Here is a 16,784-nt window from a genome sequence, read left to right on the forward strand (position 1 = left end):
AAAAAAGGCCAAGACCGCCGATGACCCTCCAGGAACGCCGAGGCTGCGCCGCGCGTTGTGAGTGCTGGGCAGGGGCCCTTCAAGGAGCCTAAACATGGGTAAGCAACAGCAGCAGAATAACCCAAACCAGGGTGGCCAGCACGGAGGCCAGCAGCAGAAACCTGGTCAGCAGACCCAGCAGCCCGGCCAAGGCGGCCAGCATGGCGGTCAACATGGTGGACAACAGAAGCCAGGGCAGCATGGCGGCCAGAGCCGTTAGGACGGCATCGCGGCAAGCTTCTGCTGAATAAGGCTGAGCTTGGACCATGGAAGCCCCGCCATTTCGCCGGCGGGGTTTTCATTTTGGGCGCGATCGTGGTTCCAGTATCCTAGCCGTGTCGGCGAACGCGTTATTTCTGATCCTTCAAAGGCAATGATGTTTCCGAAACCGCTTCACACGTTTCGGCATCCTGTTCTAGTCTGCCCGAATGACGGCCGGACTTCCCTTATTCCATCTCTATGGCGATCCGCCCGACGAACAGGCGTTCGACTTCATCCATGTCGAAACCATCGCCTCGCGTTCATCGATCAACGATTGGCTGATCCGCGTGCATCGGCATCGCAACCTGTTCCAGATTCTGGTCATCGAACGCGGCGGCGGCGAGATGACCTGCGAAGCGTCGATCAAGCCTTTTACCGCGCCGTGTATCATCGTCGTCGCGCCGAGCATGGCGCATGGCTTTCGCTTCCATGCCGACGTGACCGACGGCTGGGTGATGAGCTTCAGCGACGATGTTGCGCTGATCCTAGGAGAGCGGTCCGGCGAAGCGATCGCGCAATTGAATGCGATGGCGGCGGAGCCGGTCATGGCATTCGACCCGGCGCGGGATGGCGGAAGGCTGGTGCAGCTCTGCAAGGATCTGCATCAGGAAACGTTCCTGGCGCGCGACGGCTACAAGCTGGCGATGCGCGCTTTGCTGGCGCTGATTGCGATCGAAATTGCGCGGCAATCGGCGAGCCGGGCACGGAGCGGCGCCATGACCCTGATGCCCGCCGATGCGACGGTGGAAGCGCTGAAGCGGCTGGTGGACAAGAATTTCCTGACAGAGCGGCAGATCGGATTTTACGCCTCGGCCCTGGCGATGACGTCCGATCGGTTGAATGACCATGTGAAGCGTGCCACCGGCGTCACCGCCGGCCATTTGATCCGCCAGCGCGTGCTGACGGAGGCAAAGCGGGACCTGGTTTTCACCGGCCGGCCGATCCACGACATCGCCTATGCCCTGGGATTCACCGATCCGTCCCATTTCGCGCGTTTTTTCCGCAAGCAGACCGGCACCACGCCGCAGGAATTCCGCGCCGCGCAGTTGCGGTGATCGGGCCGCGGCGGCCGCGATTAAGGTAAACAAAAGCTTACCATTGAAGGCGCAATTGGAGACGCGCAGACTCCAGCCCTACGTCCGAAGTAAGGACGGCGGCAGGAGCGAAGCGATGCGGTGGACGCCGAAAGTCATTCCTATTCTGATTGCGGTGATTGCGCTCGATTTCGCCCTGGTCTTTGGATTCGAGGCCTGGCGCATTCTGTCTTCGCCGACGCTCGGACTTGAGCGGCTGGGCTTTGCCAACACCGTTTACGCGATCGGCAAATGGGCCGGCTTGCAGACGACGCAGCATCTGCCGCTGGCGGCATTCTTCGGTGTCATGAGTCTTGCGATCGCGATCATGTGCAGCTGCCATCTGGCAACGCGGATCGGTACATTGCGCGGTCATCGCATCTCGCACGACATGCTCGATGCCGGGTTGATCCTCATTGTTGTTTCAACACTGGTCGCGGCAACGCCTGCGATGCTGAGCGGAGCAACCGAAATACTGATCCATGAGCGTCTGCCGCTCTGGCTGGTCGGTCTTGCCGCGACGCTGTCGATGATCGAACGGCTGTACGAGCCCGAATATCAGCACAAGCCCGGCTTCCTCGATCGATGGGTGTCGCGCATTGCGGCTCGCCGAAATATCAAGCCGGAGGATTTCGTGTCTCCTGCTATGCGCGAGGGGATATCGGCCCGCTGGGATCGCCTGCGTGACGAGGCTGGTTATGTCGTCAAGCCCGCACCGGTGAAGGCATGCGGCCCCGCTTACAGCATTTACGGAAGGTAGGGTTATTTCGGCCGGACGTCGCGCAGCTTGCGGTCGGGCTCTTTCAACTCGCCGTTGTGCATCTGCCGCACGCCCTGCATGAGCGCCCGCGCGCAATTGCGCACCTCATCCTGAAACGACGTGTCGCGGTCGAGATCCTCGTGGCTCGTCGCATAAGGCTTGTAGTAACCGACATAGCGATCGATCGCGGCAAGATGGCCCGCGGAGATCAATCCGATGTCCTCCAGCCAGTCGCACAGGATGCGCCGCAGATTTTCCGCGCCGCTGGCATCGCCATGGACAACGACGGAAAACACGCGGCCGGCCAGATGGCGCGGATAATCCCAACCCTTGAGTTCGATCTCTTTTGCCAGCGCCGGGTCCTTGCCTTGTGTCGTGGTCGGATCGGGATTGCCACCGTCGGCGCAGACCAGCCGGTCGATCATCAGCTTGAGGCTGGACGGCGCCTGATACCAGTTCACCGGACACAGGATCATGATGCCGTGCGCGGCCACCCATTTGGGATAGATCTCCGCCATCCAGTCGCCGGTCTGCCCCATCGCGTGATTGGGATAACAGGAGCACGGCCAGTGGCAGAGCGGCATCGCCGTCGAGACGCAGGATTTGCACGGATAGATGACGCGCCCGTATTCCGAGGCGAGGCGCGACAGATCGAGCAACTCGGTTTCATATCCGCCCCCATCGTCGATGACGGATTTAGCAATCTCCGCCAGGCGATATGTCTTTGACATCTCGCCGGGACAGGTCTGATTGCTGCGCGAGGAGCCGTTGACGATCAGGATGCGCGAGGGAGACGCCTTGTCTTTCTGCCATGCTTCGGCAGCCTCCACGGCGCGGCTCGCATCGCGCCATTCGTCGGACAATTGATAGGCGGGATCGGCATAGCCTTCGCCGGCGGGATGCGTGCGCGGCGCCTTGTGATAGTCGTCATAGCTGACCCAGGCAGCGTCGGCGATCTTCGCAAGCTCGGGCGCCAGCGGCTCGAAGATCGGATCGTAAAATCTTGCCTTGAACCGCCGGTCGAACTCCTCGCGCGTCAACTGGACGCTCGGCATTCCTTTTCGGACATCGATCTTGTGGATATCGGGTTTGGGCATGACGCGCTCACTGAAAACACAGCGCGCAAAAAGAGCGCGCGCCAGCTGAGCTAACGCGCGTCATGCTTTTCGGTTCAGGGCAGGGTGCTCAACCCTTCTTGTCCAGCTCGGCGATGATCTCGCCCGCTTCCTTGAAGGCGTGATTGGCGGCCGGAACGCCGCAATAGATCGCCTGTTGGATGATGATCTCCTTGATGTCGTCGGGCGTAAAGCCGCCTTCGACCAAAGCCGCCCGCACATGCATGCGGAATTCAGCCCATTTATCGAGCGCCAGCATGGTGCCGATCACCAGGACGCGGCGGGTGCGCTCGTCGTAATGCGGGCGGGTCCACACTTCGCCCCAGGCATAGCGGGTGATGAAGTCCTGGAATTCGCTGTTGAACGGTGTCTTGCCGGCATTGGCCTTGTCGACCCAGGCATTGCCGAGCACCTTGCGGCGCCGCGCCATGCCGGTGTCGTAGCGTTCTTTCTCGTCCATCATTTTCTCCAGATCAGCCAAGGAAGCCGATGACTTCCTTCGCGTAAGCCTCAGACTGCTCGACATTGGCGATATGCGCAGCATCGACGATGGCGAGCTTCGATCCCTTGATGCGGTCGCGGATGAATTCGGCGGCCTCGACATTGGTCGCCATGTCCTTCGATCCGGCGATGATCAGTGTCGGCGCGGTGATAGCTTTGATGATCTCGCGATGATCCATGTCGCGCACGGCGGCGCAGCAGCCGAGATAGCCCTCGACCGGTGTTGCGATCATCATCTCCTTCATCCGCGCGGTGACGTCGGGATTACTCTTCTGGAAATTCTGCGTCAGCCACGCATTGATGACCGTGTCGGCGATGGCCGCAACGCTGCCGCCTTTGGTGACGGTGTCGATGCGCGTATGCCACGGTGTCTTGTCGGGATAATAAGTGCTGGTGTTGGACAGGATGAGTTTCTCGATCCGCTCCGGCGCATGGGCGCCAAGCCACATGCCTTCCATGCCGCCCATCGACAGGCCGAGCCAGTTGACCTTTTTCAAGCCGAGGCCATCCATCACCGCAATGGCGTCGCGGGCCAGCAATTCCATCGTGTAAGGACCTTTGGGCACGCCGGACCGGCCATGGCCGCGGCGATCGTAACGCACGACGCGATAACGGCCGGCAAACGCCTCCATCTGCGGATCCCACATGTGCTTTGTGGTGCCGAGCGAACTCGACAGCATCAGCACCGGTGCATCGGCCGGCCCTGTAACCTCGACATCGATGGGACAGCCGTGGGAATCGATAACGGGCATTCAGTTTCCTCCAGTGACTTTTGTGAAATGCAATATCTCTCCGCTCATTCCCGCGAAAGCGGGAATCCAGACAGTATCTTTAACGAGGTCTGGGTCCCCGCTTTCGCGGGGACGAACGGAGCAGGATCAAGCGCGGACATTCATCGTCCCGTCTTCGCGGTCGCGATCAGCCGGTCGATGAATTGCTGCGCGACGCCCTGATAGCTCATGGGTTCGAACAGCTTCGACAATTCATTGGCGGGGATCACCGCGGTGACCTTGGGATTGTCGGCCAGCGCCTGCTTCAGCGGAATTCCATCCGCATGGGCTTTCTTGCTGGCCTCCTCGACCAGCTTGTGTGCGTCCGACTTGCCGATCCTGTCGGCGAGCCGGAAGGCGACAGCTTCAGCCATGATTTGTCCGCCGGTGATGTCGAGATTGGCGCGCATGCGCTCGGCGTCGACGTCGAGCCCTTCGGCAATGTCGACGACCGACGTGAGCGCGCCGGACGTCACCAGCGCGAGGGCCGGGAAGGTCGGCCATTCCGCCGCCCAGGCGCCCGCCGCGCGCTCATGCTCCTGCACTTCGGCGGCCAGGATCGTCGCGCAAAGCTGCGGCGCAATCGCCGCGCAGGCAAGGCCGGCCGCCGCGGCCACGGGATTTCGCTTGTGCGGCATGGTCGAGGAGCCGCCGCGGCCTTCACCCGCCGGCTCGAAGGCTTCGCCGACTTCCGTCTGCATCAACAGCGCGACATCGCGCGCGATCTTGCCGCAGGTGCCGGCCAGCATCGTCAGCGCCGTTGCGACTTCGCCGAGCCGGTCGCGATGGGTGTGCCACGGGCCGTCCGGCAAAAGCAGATCGAGTTCTTTGGCAAAGGCGATCGAGACATCGATGCCGCGGTCGCCGAGTGCGGCGAGCGTCCCGGTGGCGCCGCCGAATTGCAGCGCCAGCGATTCCTGGCGCACCCGTTTCAACCGCGCGCGCGCGCGGGACAGCGCCGATGCATAACCCGCGACCTTGAGGCCGAACGGCATCGGCAAAGCCTGCTGCAGCCAGGTGCGCCCGACCGTTGCCGTGTGCCGATGCTTTTCCGCCAGCGTTGCGAAAGCCGGGATGGCACGATCGAGATCGGTGATCAGCGCATCGATCACTGCGCGTAATTCGAGAACAAGCGCAGTGTCGATGATGTCCTGGCTGGTCGCGCCCCAATGCACATAGCGCGAGGCGTCGCGATCGCTCTTGGCGACTTCCGCCGTCAGCGCTTTGACCAGCGGGATGGCGAGATTGCCTGCGGCGACGGCGGCAAGGCTCAGCGCATGCATGTCGTAGAGCTTGGCCTGGCAAGCCTGTGCGATCGGCATGGCCGCGCCGGACGGAATCACACCGACCGATGCCTCGGCGGCCGAGAGCGCGGCCTCGGCCCGCAGCATGCGCTGCAGGCGCGCGGTGTCGGACACGATTTCGCGCATCGCCGCGCTCGAGAAGAGCGGGCCCATAAGCGAAGACGGCATGAGTGGGCTGGACATGCGATGGCCCCTTTGGATTTGCGCGCGCACCCTAGAGCATGGCCCGTACGAATTGAATCCGGGTCCGCACAGGTTTTTGTCGCGGGGGCACATTTTCTGTGCCGAACCGGTGCTCCGTCACCGGAAACAGGGGTACATGCAGGGAATGCAGACCCGCCACCTCGGCTGCATCGCACCGCACACTTGCGTCGAAGGCCTGAAATCGGCGATACCGCCGCATGTTTGACCTGACCCTCTCTTTTGATAACGGCCCCGAGCCGGACGTGACGCCGCTGGTGCTCGACATCCTGAACCGGCGTTCGATCAAAACCACGTTCTTTGTCATCGGCCAGAAAGTGAGTAAGCCGGAATGCCGCAAGCTCGCCGAGCGCGCGCATGCCGAGGGTCACTGGATCGGCAATCATTCCTGGACGCATTCAATCCCGCTCGGCGAACGCCGTGAGGCCGATATCGCCGAATTCGAGATCGGACAGACGCAGGCCGCGCTTCAAGGCCTTGTTCATCCACACCGGTTTTTTCGTCCCTTCGGCGGCGGCGGCAATCTGGACCGGCGTCTGATGTCCGGCCCGGTGGTCGAGTATCTGAAGCGCGGCGGCTACACATGCGTGTTGTGGAATGCGATCCCGCGCGACTGGGCCGATCCCGATGGCTGGGTCGATCGCGCGATGGAGCAATGCCGCTCGCAGCCCTGGACCCTGATGGTGCTGCATGACTTGCCCACAGGAGCGATGGCGCATCTCGAACAGTTTCTTGATAGGGTGGGCGACGCGGGCGGGCGCATCCGTCAGGACTTTCCACCCGACTGCACCCCGATCATCGACGGACAGATTGTGCGGCCGATCGATCACTACGTGGCTGCAGCCTGATTATTTTTAATGGAGTGACCCGCTATGGCGATGACGATGACCGGTGAAGTCCCGCTTGCTGCAAAGCGCGAGGATGTGTGGGCAAAGTTGAACGATCCGGCGGTGCTGAAGGCCTGCATTCCCGGTTGCGAAGAGTTGAACATGCTCTCGGATACCGAATTCGAGGCCGTGGCGGTCAACAAGATCGGCCCGGTCAAGGCGAAGTTCAAAGGCAAGGTGCAACTGACCGATCTCGATCCGCCGAATGGCTACAAAATCTCCGGGCAGGGCGACGGCGGCATTGCCGGCTTTGCCAAGGGCGGCGCCGTCGTCCAGCTTTCCGATCACGAAGGTGGCACGCTGTTGAAGTACGATGTCGAAGCCCAGATCGGTGGCAAGCTGGCCCAGCTCGGTCAGCGCCTGATCAACGGCGCCGCCAAGAAGATGGCCGACGATTTCTTCGCAAGATTTGCCGAGGCCGTGAAGGCGGGCTGATCGGATATTTCGGCGCCGCCGACTGCATTCTCCCGGCACGCCGCAAGGCGTGCCGGTCGCGTATCGGCATGAGCGTAAGGGGGCGGATACCATGACGGAGCGTGTCGCAATCATCACCGCCGGTGGCTCCGGCATGGGCGCGTCGGCCGCGCGGCGGTTGGCCAAGGACGGCTATCGGATCGCCGTGCTGTCGTCATCCGGCAAGGGCGAGGTGCTCGCCAAAGAGTTCGGTGGGATCGGCGTCACCGGCTCCAACCAATCAAACGACGATCTCAAACGGCTGGTTGACCAGACGATGGAGCGATGGGGACGCGTCGATGCGCTGGTGAACAGTGCGGGCCACGGTCCGCGCGGTTCGCTTCTGGAGATCACCGACGAGCAGTGGCACACGGGGCTCGACGTCTATTTGATGAATGTGATCCGTCCCACGCGCTTGGTGGCACCGATCATGGCCAAACAGAATACGGGTGCGATCGTCAACATCTCAACGGCCTGGGCCTTCGAGCCGAGCGCCATGTTCCCAACGTCGGCCGTGTTTCGCGCCGGGCTCGCGTCCTACACCAAGATTTTTGCCGACACTTATGCCGCCAGCAACGTGCGCATGAACAACGTGCTGCCCGGCTGGATTGATAGCCTGCCTGCGGCAGAAGAGCGGCGGCAGAGTGTACCGATGCAGCGTTATGGAACGGCCGAGGAGATCGCCGCGACAATCGCGTTTCTGGTCTCCGAGGGCGCGGGCTACATCACCGGCCAGAATATCCGCGTCGACGGCGGATTGACCCGGTCTGTGTGATCGCTAGCAGCGGCGGCGCCGAGCGGCGGCGCTCGATCTAGCTCGGCTCAGGAAAGCCGAAGAGGTCGCGCGCGTTGCGGCCAAGGATGCGATTGCGGACCGTCTCATCCGGGACCCATTCCAGCATCAGATCCAAAAGATCGCCGTCGTTCGGCATGATGCGCCCTTGCATATTCACATGCGGCCAATCCGAGCCCCAGAAGAGACGCTCCGGTGCTGCTTTCACCAGCGCCTTCGCGATCGGCGTCACTGCGGCATAGGGGAAGTCCTGCCTGGTGCAGCGCATCGGCCCTGACAGCCGCACCCAGATTTTTCCTGAGTCCAGCATGCGCAGAATGGTTCTGAAGGCGGGCTGATCCACGCCGCCTTCGGCTGGTATCGCACCGAAATGGTCCAGCACCACTCTTCCAGGCAACGCGGTGAGCCGGTCGGCATAGTCATCCAGATCGCGCGGGGAAGGATAGAATTGCACAACCCATCCCAAATCCGCCGCCATCGCGGCGATGCGCTCGGAGAGGTGCGGCAGATGCGCGCCGTGATGCGGGCTGACGAAGCGGCAGCCGCGGACGCCGAGATCGTGCAGCTGCTTCATCCTCTCGGCTGTCGTGTCCAGGGGCAGCAACGCCACGCCGCGGAAGCGATCGGGCCAACGGCGCAACGTATCCTCCAGATGGCGGGTATCCATGCCATAACCGCCGCCGCTGACGATCACGGCATAGCTCAAGCCGAGGATGTCCTGCATCGCGAGATTCGTTTCCGGAAGCGCATCCTCGGAAATGTATTTGCTGCCGGGATCGAAGGGATATTTCTCCGCCGGGCCGAACAGATGGATTTGTCCATCGACCGCGCCGGGCGGGCAAATCAGGCGCGGCTTTTTCGGGTGACGATCGGGCGGCGGAGTCAGCGGCGGCACAGTGAACTTCACTCCGGACGGATATTGGCGGCGCGGATGACCTCACGCCATTGGGGAATCTCACGCTCAATCTGCGCACGGAAGACGTCAGGCGTGCTGCCGATCAGCTCAACACCTTGCGGCATGAGCCGCTGCGCCACCTGTGGGTCTTTTGCCGCGGCAGCAAGTGCCTTCGACAGCGTTGCGCAAGCTTCCGAAGGCGTGCCCTTGGGAACCAAGACGCCCATCCATAAAATTCCTTCGAAACCTGGGACGCCAAGTTCGTCGATCGTCGGCACGTCTGGCGCTACCGCCGCACGCTGTGCACTGGCAAAGGCCAATGCGCGAATGGTGCCAGCCTTGATGTGTGGCGATGCGGTGGCCCATGCATCGAGCTTCAGTGCGACGCGGCCGGCAACCAGATCCGTCAATGCCGGAGCGGCGCCGCGATAAGGAATGTGACGCACCTGCAGCTTGAGTTGTCGCAGCAGAAGCTCCATCGCGACATGCGGGTGCGATCCAATGCCGGCGGAGGAATAGGCCAATTCGTTCGGGTGCGACCGCGCATAGTCAACGAATTCCTGGAAGGTCTTGAAGGGCGCGTCACGCGCCGAGACCAGCACCTCTGGCACCTGCGCGACCAGGGAAAGAGGGATGAAGTCGCGCACGACATCCAAGCTGGGATCAGCTGTCAGGCTGGGATTGATGGTGTGGCTGGGGGTCGTGAAGAGCAAAGTGTACCCGTCGGGATCGGCGCGCGCGACGCGCTGGGTTGCGACATTGCCGCCAGCACCGGGGACATTTTCGATGACGATCGGTGTATTGCCCAGTTCTACGCCGAAGCGAGCAAAGACGACGCGAGCTGTGACGTCGACAGCTCCGCCCGGCGGAAAGGGCACGATGACGCGGATGGCTCTGTCGGGATAGGCGGCATGTGCCATCGCCGGTGCAACGGCGAGCCCAGCGAGTAATGTTCGTCGCGTGATAGCCATGAGACGCCTCCCCGAGAGAGGAGCTTTAAGGGAAGAAAAACATCTCCCTCGCATCCCCCCGCAATTTTTTGACTTTTGCTGCTGGCCACAGTCTCACGGTTCAAAGCAAAGGTGTAGGTCGTGCTCGCTCATGCAGCTTTGCAATAAGTGAGGATCGGGGGGCACTCACCTGATCAATGTCAAACAAGCACGTTCTACTCGCCGCGCGGCTGGCTGATGTTTCGGCGCCAGAGGTCGGCGACCGACCGGCCCTTGGTGGGCGGCTCCGGGCTATAGGCGGAGACGATTGTGGCGAGCTCCGAGGGGCCGTTCAGAAGCTCGGCGCTCTGGCGAAGGATCGCTTTACGGACATCCGAATTGAACGGGATCGAGACGTGCGTGACGATCGAGTTGGTCACCTTGCGCGAGGCGAGATTATAGGAGCCGGGGATCTTCGGATAAGTCGGGCTGTGGATGTTGATGCAGTTCTCGACCGGGCATCGATACACATCGCCCCAGACCGTGGCGGCATCGAGCGTGATGATCGTCGGATGGAATTTCGCTTCATCGGCCATGCGCTTGCCGAACATGTAGGCGCGGGCACCGCCGGCCGAATGGCCGATGATCAGCACCGGCTCTTCATCGCGGGTCGACAGGCCAAGATGCGTGTCGATCAGAACGCGCCAGCCCTGGCGGCGTAGATCGTTGGCCAGCGGCGCGAGCGGCGTCAAAGCGCCGGGCTGATATTGGGCGAGCCCGTTGAAGAGCAGGGCGGTAGGTTTGACGGGAGATTGCGCGGCTGCAGGCGAGACGGTCAGCGCCGCTGCAAGGCCCGCGGCTGCGAGTCCCAAGGCGAGTTTCATGGTACGCTTTACTCGTTACGCAATACGGTAAGTTTTAGGCGATGTCGTAAACGGAAAATTACCTACGACGCTTTGGCTAATTTCCTCCTAACGGCCGGCCTGCCCAACGCGCCGCTGCCCACCCTAGGCTCCGGCCATAACCCGGATTGTGACAGGCGAGGTGGGGCGCCAATCCGCCGCTTGACCGGCGCACGCGCGCGGTTCAGAGTTGTTCCTGTTCTAATTTGCGGAAAACGGCGAGATTTCAGCTCCGGAGGGAGCCATCCGGCCGGTTTCGTGCCAAAAACACTTCGAATCTGTCTTTGAGGAGGGACCTCATGGCATCCGTCACGATGACCGTGAATGGTAAAGCGACCAGCGCCGATGTCGATGAGCGCACGCTACTGGTGCAATTCCTGCGTGAAAACCTGCGTCTGACCGGCACCCATGTCGGCTGCGACACCTCGCAATGCGGGGCCTGCGTCGTGCATGTGGACGGCGTGGCGCGAAAGTCATGCACCACATTCGCCTGGCAGGTGGATGGGGCGAAAATAACCACGATCGAAGGCGTGGCCAACGGCGCGCAGCTTCATCCAATGCAGGAAGCCTTCCGCGAAAACCACGGTCTGCAATGCGGATTTTGTACGCCGGGCATGATCATGGCCGCAATCGACATGGTCAATCGCAAGGGCCACGACCTCGACGACAAGACTATTCGACACGAGCTCGATGGCAATCTCTGCCGCTGCACCGGCTACCACAACATCGTCAAAGCGATCGCGGCCGGCGCGAAGGCGATGAAGGCATAACGCGAGAAGACATCGGAAACTGTCCGTAACGGGCAAGAATCTGCCCGTTACGTGCAGAGAAACTGGCCGCAACGGGAAGGAATCCGTCAGGGAGAGCGCCATGAACGCGACCGGAATCGGCGCGGCGGTGCGCCGCAAGGAAGACCAGCGTTTCATCACCGGCAAGGGCCACTACACCGACGACCATGCCCGGCCGGGTCAGACCTTTGCCTCTTTCGTTCGCTCGCCGCATGCGCATGCGAGGCTGGCGAAGATCGATGTCGCGGCGGCATCGCAGATGCCCGGCGTGATCGCCGTTTACACCGGCGACGATTTCGCGGCCGACAAGCTCGGCAATCTGATCTGCGGCTGGATGATCCATTCCAAGGATGGGTCGCCCATGCTCATGGCGCCGCATCCGGCGCTGGCGCGCGGCAAGGTCAACCATGTCGGCGATGCTTATGCCGTCGTCATCGCGGAAACGCTGGCGCAGGCGAAGGATGCGGCCGAAAAGATAGCCACCGATTTCGAGGTGCTGCCGGCGATCACCGATCCGGCGCAGGCGCAGAAGCAGGGCGCGCAGCAGATCCACGATGTCGCGCCCGACAACACGATCTACCGGTGGCATATCGGCGATGCTGATGCGAACGCCGGCGCGATGAAATCGGCCAAGCACATCACCAGGCTCGATTTCATCAATAATCGTCTCGTGCCGAATGCGATCGAGCCGCGTGCGGCGATTGCCGAATACGATGCCGGGGCTGAGCATTTCACGCTCTGGACCACGAGCCAGAACCCGCATGTGGCGCGGCTGGTGATTTCCGCCTTCGTCGGCGTTGCGCCCGAGCACAAGCTGCGGGTGATCGCGCCGGATGTCGGCGGCGGTTTCGGCTCGAAGATCTTCATCTATCCCGAAGAGGTGGTGTGCCTCTGGGCGTCGAAGAAGACCGGACGTCCGGTGAAATGGACCGCCGATCGCAGCGAAGCCTTCGTCACCGATGCGCATGGGCGCGACCATGTCACCCATGCCGAACTCGGCTTCGACGAGAACAACAAGATCGTCGGCATGCGAGTGAAAACCATCGCCAATCTCGGCGCCTATATGTCGACCTTCTCCTCGGCGGTGCCGACCTATCTCTATGCGACATTGCTGTCGGGCCAGTACGCGATCCCGTCGATCTATTGCGAGGTGGATTCGGTCTATACCAACACGGTGCCGGTCGATGCCTATCGCGGCGCGGGGCGGCCGGAGGCGACATTCGTTGTCGAGCGGCTGATCGAAGTGTCGGCGCGCGAGCTCGGCGTCGATCCGGCGGAGCTGCGCAAGAAGAACTTCGTCAAGACCTTCCCGTATCAGACGGTGGTCGCCTCGCTCTATGACGCCGGCGATTACGACGCATCGCTCTCGAGAGCAATGGAGATCCATGACGCGAAGGGCTTTGCCAAGCGCAAACGCGAAAGCGCGAAGAAAGGCAAGCTGCGCGGCATCGGCTATTCCAACTACATCGAGGCCTGCGGCATCGCGCCGTCGGCGGTGGTAGGGTCGCTCGGTGCCGGCGTTGGCTTATGGGAATCAGCAGAGGTGCGAGTCAATCCGACCGGCACCGTCGAAATTCTCACCGGCTGCCACGCTCACGGGCAGGGGCATGAGACCACCTTCGCCCAGCTTGTGTCGGATCGTCTTGGCATTCCGATCGATCAGGTGTCGATCGTGCATGGCGACACCGACAAGGTGCAGTTCGGCATGGGCACGTACGGCTCGCGCTCCGGCGCGGTCGGCATGTCGGCGATCGTGAAGGCACTCGACAAGGTCGAGGCCAAGGCCAAGAAGATCGCTGCGCATCTGCTTGAGGCCGCCGAAGGTGATATCGAATTCAAGGACGGCAAGTTCACCGTCGCCGGCACCGACAAGGCGATCGGTTTCGGCGATCTGGCATTACAGGCCTATATTGGTCACAAATTCCCGACCCAGGAGATCGAGCCGGGACTGAAGGAAAGCGCCTTCTACGACCCGACCAATTTCACCTTCCCCGCCGGCTGCCACATCTGCGAAGTCGAGGTCGATCCGGATACGGGTGCGACCACCATCGCCAAATGGACCGCCGTCGATGACTTCGGCACTGTGATCAATCCGATGATCGTCGAAGGTCAGGTGCATGGCGGCATCGCCCAGGGCGTCGGCCAGGCGCTGCTGGAGCACGCGGTCTATGACAAGGACGGCCAGCTCGTGTCCGGCTCGTTCATGGATTACGCGATGCCGCGCGCGGAGAATTTTCCGACCTTCGAGGTCGGCATGACGACAACGGTTTGTCCGTCCAACCCGCTCGGGATCAAGGGCTGCGGCGAGGCCGGCGCGATTGCCGCGCCCGCCGCGGTCATGAACGCCATCACTAACGCTATCGGAACAGAAGAGATCGACATGCCGGCGACACCGTCGGCGGTCTGGCGTGCGCTCCGCAAATCCATGCCGGCGCACGCCGCTTAAAATTCGAGAGGACGGAAACCATGTACGCTTTCAAATTCGAACGCCCGACGACAGTGAAGCAGGCGGCGGCATTGCTTGCGGCCAATCAAGAAGCGAAATTGCTGGCCGGCGGTCACTCGCTGATCCCGGTGATGAAGCAGCGGCTGGCAAGCCCCGACCTGATCGTCGATCTGTCGAAGATCGAAGGGCTGAGTGGCATCGAGGTGACGCCGCGCACGGTGACGATCAAGGCGATGACCAAGCATCGTGATGTGGCGAATTCGAAGGAATTGCTGGAGGTGATGCCGGCGCTCGCGAGCGTGCCGGATTCGATCGGCGATCCGCATGTGCGCGGCACCGGCACGATCGGCGGCTCGGTCGCCAATAACGATCCGAACGCGGATTATCCGGCGGCGTGCCTCGGCCTCGGCGCAACGATCGTGACCAACAAGCGCAAGATCCCCGCCGACGAATATTTTCAAGGCATGTTCGCAACGGCGCTCGAGCCGGACGAGATCATCACCGAGATCACATTCCCGATCGTCAAGAAGGCGGCGTATCAGAAGTTCAAGCATCCGGCGTCAGGCTTTGCGCTGGTCGGCGTGTTCGTGTCGAAGCGTTCGTCGGAAATTCGCGTGGCGGCGACCGGTGCCGGCTCGAACGGCGTGTTCCGGATTCCCGAATTCGAAGAAGCTCTGAAGAAGCGTTTTTCGCCGAAGTCGCTCGAAGGCATCACGCTGTCAGCAGACGGCATGAACAGCGACATCCACGGCAGCGCCGAATACAGAGCGCATCTCGTCGGTGTCATGGCGCGGCGTGCCGTCGCTGCGGCGAACGAGCGGGGCGGGGAGGATGAGGAGTAACGGTTCTTTCTTCACCTGCCCCTGAAAAGGGGAGGTCGACCGCCTGAGTGAAGCGAAGGCGGGCAGGTGGGGGTCATCTTTTCGGGCCGATATTTTGATCGACCCCCTCCCTGACCCTCCCCCTTTCAGGGGGAGGGAACGCAAGAGCCGCACGCGTTGAAGTCTACGCCACCTCTGTCTCCAGTTCCGCCAGCAGATCCCGCAAGTTCAGCGGCTCAGTCTTCATCTTGATGCCGCCGCTCTCATCCCGCGGCCATTCTTCACGCGGCCGGTCCCAGTACAGCTCGACACCGTTGTCGTCGAAATCGCGCAAATACAGTGCCTCGCTGACGCCATGGTCACTCGCACCATCGAGCGGGATGCCGGCATCGATCAGCCGCCGGAGCGCGTCGGCCAAGAGCCGGCGCGTCGGGTAGAGGATGGCGATGTGATAAAGGCCGGTGGTGCCCGGCGCCGGTGGCTGGCCGCCGCGGCTTTCCCAGGTGTTGAGGGCGATGTGGTGGTGATAGCCGCCCGCCGACATGAATACCGCACCCGGCCGGCGATAGGTTTCCTCGAAGCCCAGGATATCCCGATAAAATGGCACAGCCCGCTCGAGATCGGCGACCTTCAGGTGCACATGGCCGATCCGGACGCCCGGATCGATTGTTGAGGCGGGCTTTTCGGACATGGCTGATCCCTCGGTGATGCGTTCAAAAGACGCTATATTGCCCCTATGTAAGCTGGACGCTCCCGGCGGCAAGCTGGCATAGCTTGCTGACCTGAATCCACGATCCGTCATGGCCGGGCCTGACCCGGCCATCCCGATAAGGCGGGGCATAGTGCCTCCCTAAGCGGGATGCGCGGGTCAAGCCCGCGCATGACGAACGCTTAGAGGTCTTCGCTTGAACAAATCAACGTCGCGCTCCGTTCCGTCCTCCATCGACGATACGCTGAAGCTTCTGACTGCCGGGCAATATGTCGGCGATCGCTCGCTGGCGACCGTCCTGTTTCTGGCGCTGAAGATGGGGCGGCCGCTCTTTCTTGAAGGTGAGGCGGGCGTCGGCAAGACCGAGATCGCCAAGGTGCTGGCTGAGACGCTCGGCCGCCGGTTGATCCGGCTGCAATGCTATGAAGGCCTCGACGTTTCTGCTGCCGTCTATGAATGGAATTACGCCGCGCAGATGATCGCGATCCGGCTGGGTGAGGCCGAGGGCAACACCGATCGCGAGCGCCTGGAGCACGACGTGTTCTCCGACCGCTTCCTGATCAAGCGGCCGCTGCTGCAGGCGCTGGAGCCGGACACGGCCGGCGCGCCGGTGCTGCTGATCGACGAACTCGATCGCACCGACGAAGCCTTCGAAGCGTTCCTGCTCGAAGTGCTGGCCGATTATCAGGTGACGATCCCGGAAATGGGAACGGTGAAGGCGCAGCATCCGCCGATCGTCATCATCACCTCGAACCGCACGCGCGAGATCCATGACGCGCTGAAGCGGCGCTGTCTTTATCACTGGGTTGGCTATCCGGATGCTGAACGCGAACTTTCGATCGTGCGCACCAAGGTGCCGGGCATCGCGCAGGCTTTGTCAGCCGAAATCGTTCATTTTGTGCAGCGGCTGCGCAAGCAGGAATTGTTCAAGGCGCCGGGCGTTGCCGAGACGCTCGACTGGGCGACGGCCTTGTCCGAACTCGATGTCGTTGCGCTCGATCCGGTGACGGTGTCCGACACGCTCGGCGTGCTGTTGAAATACCAGGACGATATCGCGCGTCTCGACGGCACCAAGGTGAAGGAAATTCTCGACGATGTGCGCTCGCAGTTGAGAGCGGCGGAGTGATTTGTGTTTCG

At 62.1% G+C, this 16,784-nt stretch carries 18 protein-coding genes; 9 read left to right on the top strand and 9 right to left on the bottom strand.

Annotated features, from left to right (window positions below):
* Positions 1-88: 88 nt before the first annotated feature.
* Positions 89-307 (bottom strand): hypothetical protein, encoded by a 219-nt coding sequence (locus CAK95_RS29330; protein WP_157699689.1) that lies wholly within the window; start codon positions 305-307, stop codon positions 89-91.
* Between the two features lie 160 nt (positions 308-467).
* On the opposite strand from CAK95_RS29330, the gene CAK95_RS20315 reads away from it, so the two are divergent.
* Both CAK95_RS20315 and CAK95_RS20320 read left to right on the top strand, forming a co-directional pair.
* Entirely contained in the window at positions 468-1,355 is an 888-nt protein-coding gene (locus tag CAK95_RS20315; protein ID WP_086089566.1) for a helix-turn-helix domain-containing protein, read from the top strand.
* 115 nt (positions 1,356-1,470) lie between these two features.
* On the top strand, positions 1,471-2,133 hold the full coding sequence (locus CAK95_RS20320; RefSeq protein ID WP_086089567.1) for a hypothetical protein: 663 nt from the start codon (positions 1,471-1,473) through the stop codon (positions 2,131-2,133).
* 2 nt (positions 2,134-2,135) lie between these two features.
* Here the strand turns inward: CAK95_RS20320 and CAK95_RS20325 are convergent, their stop codons facing one another.
* The 4 genes from CAK95_RS20325 to CAK95_RS20340 all read right to left on the bottom strand — a co-directional run bounded on the left by CAK95_RS20325 (position 2,136) and on the right by CAK95_RS20340 (position 6,006).
* Positions 2,136-3,230 carry a flavodoxin family protein gene (locus CAK95_RS20325; RefSeq protein WP_198343745.1) on the bottom strand — a complete coding sequence of 365 codons (1,095 nt, stop codon included), beginning with the start codon at positions 3,228-3,230 and terminating at the stop codon, positions 2,136-2,138.
* 88 nt (positions 3,231-3,318) lie between these two features.
* On the bottom strand, positions 3,319-3,708 hold the full coding sequence (locus CAK95_RS20330; protein ID WP_086089568.1) for a carboxymuconolactone decarboxylase family protein: 390 nt from the start codon (positions 3,706-3,708) through the stop codon (positions 3,319-3,321).
* A gap of 13 nt (positions 3,709-3,721) precedes the next feature.
* A complete protein-coding gene (pcaD, locus tag CAK95_RS20335) occupies positions 3,722-4,501 on the bottom strand; it encodes a 3-oxoadipate enol-lactonase (RefSeq protein ID WP_086089569.1) in 780 nt (259 codons plus the stop codon).
* A gap of 140 nt (positions 4,502-4,641) precedes the next feature.
* The gene (locus tag CAK95_RS20340) at positions 4,642-6,006 is read right to left on the bottom strand and encodes a 3-carboxy-cis,cis-muconate cycloisomerase (RefSeq protein WP_086089570.1); all 1,365 of its coding nucleotides are present in this window, start codon (positions 6,004-6,006) and stop codon (positions 4,642-4,644) included.
* 218 nt (positions 6,007-6,224) lie between these two features.
* Between CAK95_RS20340 and CAK95_RS20345 the strand changes: the two genes are divergently transcribed.
* The 3 genes from CAK95_RS20345 to CAK95_RS20355 all read left to right on the top strand — a co-directional run bounded on the left by CAK95_RS20345 (position 6,225) and on the right by CAK95_RS20355 (position 8,139).
* Positions 6,225-6,872, top strand: coding sequence for a polysaccharide deacetylase family protein (locus CAK95_RS20345; protein WP_086089571.1), 648 nt, complete (start codon positions 6,225-6,227; stop codon positions 6,870-6,872).
* Between the two features lie 24 nt (positions 6,873-6,896).
* Positions 6,897-7,346: an SRPBCC family protein gene (locus tag CAK95_RS20350; protein ID WP_086089572.1), complete on the top strand. Its 450-nt coding sequence runs from the start codon at positions 6,897-6,899 to the stop codon at positions 7,344-7,346.
* A gap of 91 nt (positions 7,347-7,437) precedes the next feature.
* Entirely contained in the window at positions 7,438-8,139 is a 702-nt protein-coding gene (locus tag CAK95_RS20355) for an SDR family oxidoreductase (RefSeq protein WP_086089573.1), read from the top strand.
* A gap of 37 nt (positions 8,140-8,176) precedes the next feature.
* On the opposite strand, the gene CAK95_RS20360 is transcribed toward CAK95_RS20355, so the two are convergent.
* From CAK95_RS20360 to CAK95_RS20370, 3 genes are all read right to left on the bottom strand, one after another.
* Positions 8,177-9,052, bottom strand: coding sequence for an amidohydrolase family protein (locus CAK95_RS20360; protein ID WP_086091545.1), 876 nt, complete (start codon positions 9,050-9,052; stop codon positions 8,177-8,179).
* A gap of 8 nt (positions 9,053-9,060) precedes the next feature.
* Positions 9,061-10,023, bottom strand: a complete 963-nt coding sequence (locus CAK95_RS20365) for a Bug family tripartite tricarboxylate transporter substrate binding protein (RefSeq protein WP_086089574.1) — start codon at positions 10,021-10,023, stop codon at positions 9,061-9,063.
* A 194-nt stretch (positions 10,024-10,217) separates the two neighbouring features.
* Positions 10,218-10,865 carry an alpha/beta hydrolase family protein gene (locus tag CAK95_RS20370; RefSeq protein WP_086089575.1) on the bottom strand — a complete coding sequence of 216 codons (648 nt, stop codon included), beginning with the start codon at positions 10,863-10,865 and terminating at the stop codon, positions 10,218-10,220.
* 317 nt (positions 10,866-11,182) lie between these two features.
* On the opposite strand from CAK95_RS20370, the gene CAK95_RS20375 reads away from it, so the two are divergent.
* The 3 genes from CAK95_RS20375 to CAK95_RS20385 all read left to right on the top strand — a co-directional run bounded on the left by CAK95_RS20375 (position 11,183) and on the right by CAK95_RS20385 (position 14,959).
* Positions 11,183-11,653, top strand: coding sequence for a (2Fe-2S)-binding protein (locus CAK95_RS20375; protein ID WP_086089576.1), 471 nt, complete (start codon positions 11,183-11,185; stop codon positions 11,651-11,653).
* 100 nt (positions 11,654-11,753) lie between these two features.
* Complete coding sequence (locus tag CAK95_RS20380) at positions 11,754-14,117, top strand: xanthine dehydrogenase family protein molybdopterin-binding subunit (protein ID WP_086089577.1); 2,364 nt, start codon at positions 11,754-11,756, stop codon at positions 14,115-14,117.
* Positions 14,118-14,137: 20 nt separating this feature from the next.
* The gene (locus tag CAK95_RS20385; RefSeq protein ID WP_086089578.1) at positions 14,138-14,959 is read left to right on the top strand and encodes an FAD binding domain-containing protein; all 822 of its coding nucleotides are present in this window, start codon (positions 14,138-14,140) and stop codon (positions 14,957-14,959) included.
* Positions 14,960-15,122: 163 nt separating this feature from the next.
* On the opposite strand, the gene CAK95_RS20390 is transcribed toward CAK95_RS20385, so the two are convergent.
* Entirely contained in the window at positions 15,123-15,629 is a 507-nt protein-coding gene (locus tag CAK95_RS20390; protein WP_086089579.1) for a VOC family protein, read from the bottom strand.
* 214 nt (positions 15,630-15,843) lie between these two features.
* Here CAK95_RS20390 and CAK95_RS20395 point away from each other — a divergent pair, with 214 nt between their 5' ends.
* Positions 15,844-16,773, top strand: a complete 930-nt coding sequence (locus CAK95_RS20395) for an AAA family ATPase (RefSeq protein ID WP_086089580.1) — start codon at positions 15,844-15,846, stop codon at positions 16,771-16,773.
* Positions 16,774-16,784 lie beyond the last annotated feature (11 nt).

The sequence above is a fragment of the Pseudorhodoplanes sinuspersici genome, from assembly GCF_002119765.1.
GTDB lineage: Bacteria > Pseudomonadota > Alphaproteobacteria > Rhizobiales > Xanthobacteraceae > Pseudorhodoplanes > Pseudorhodoplanes sinuspersici.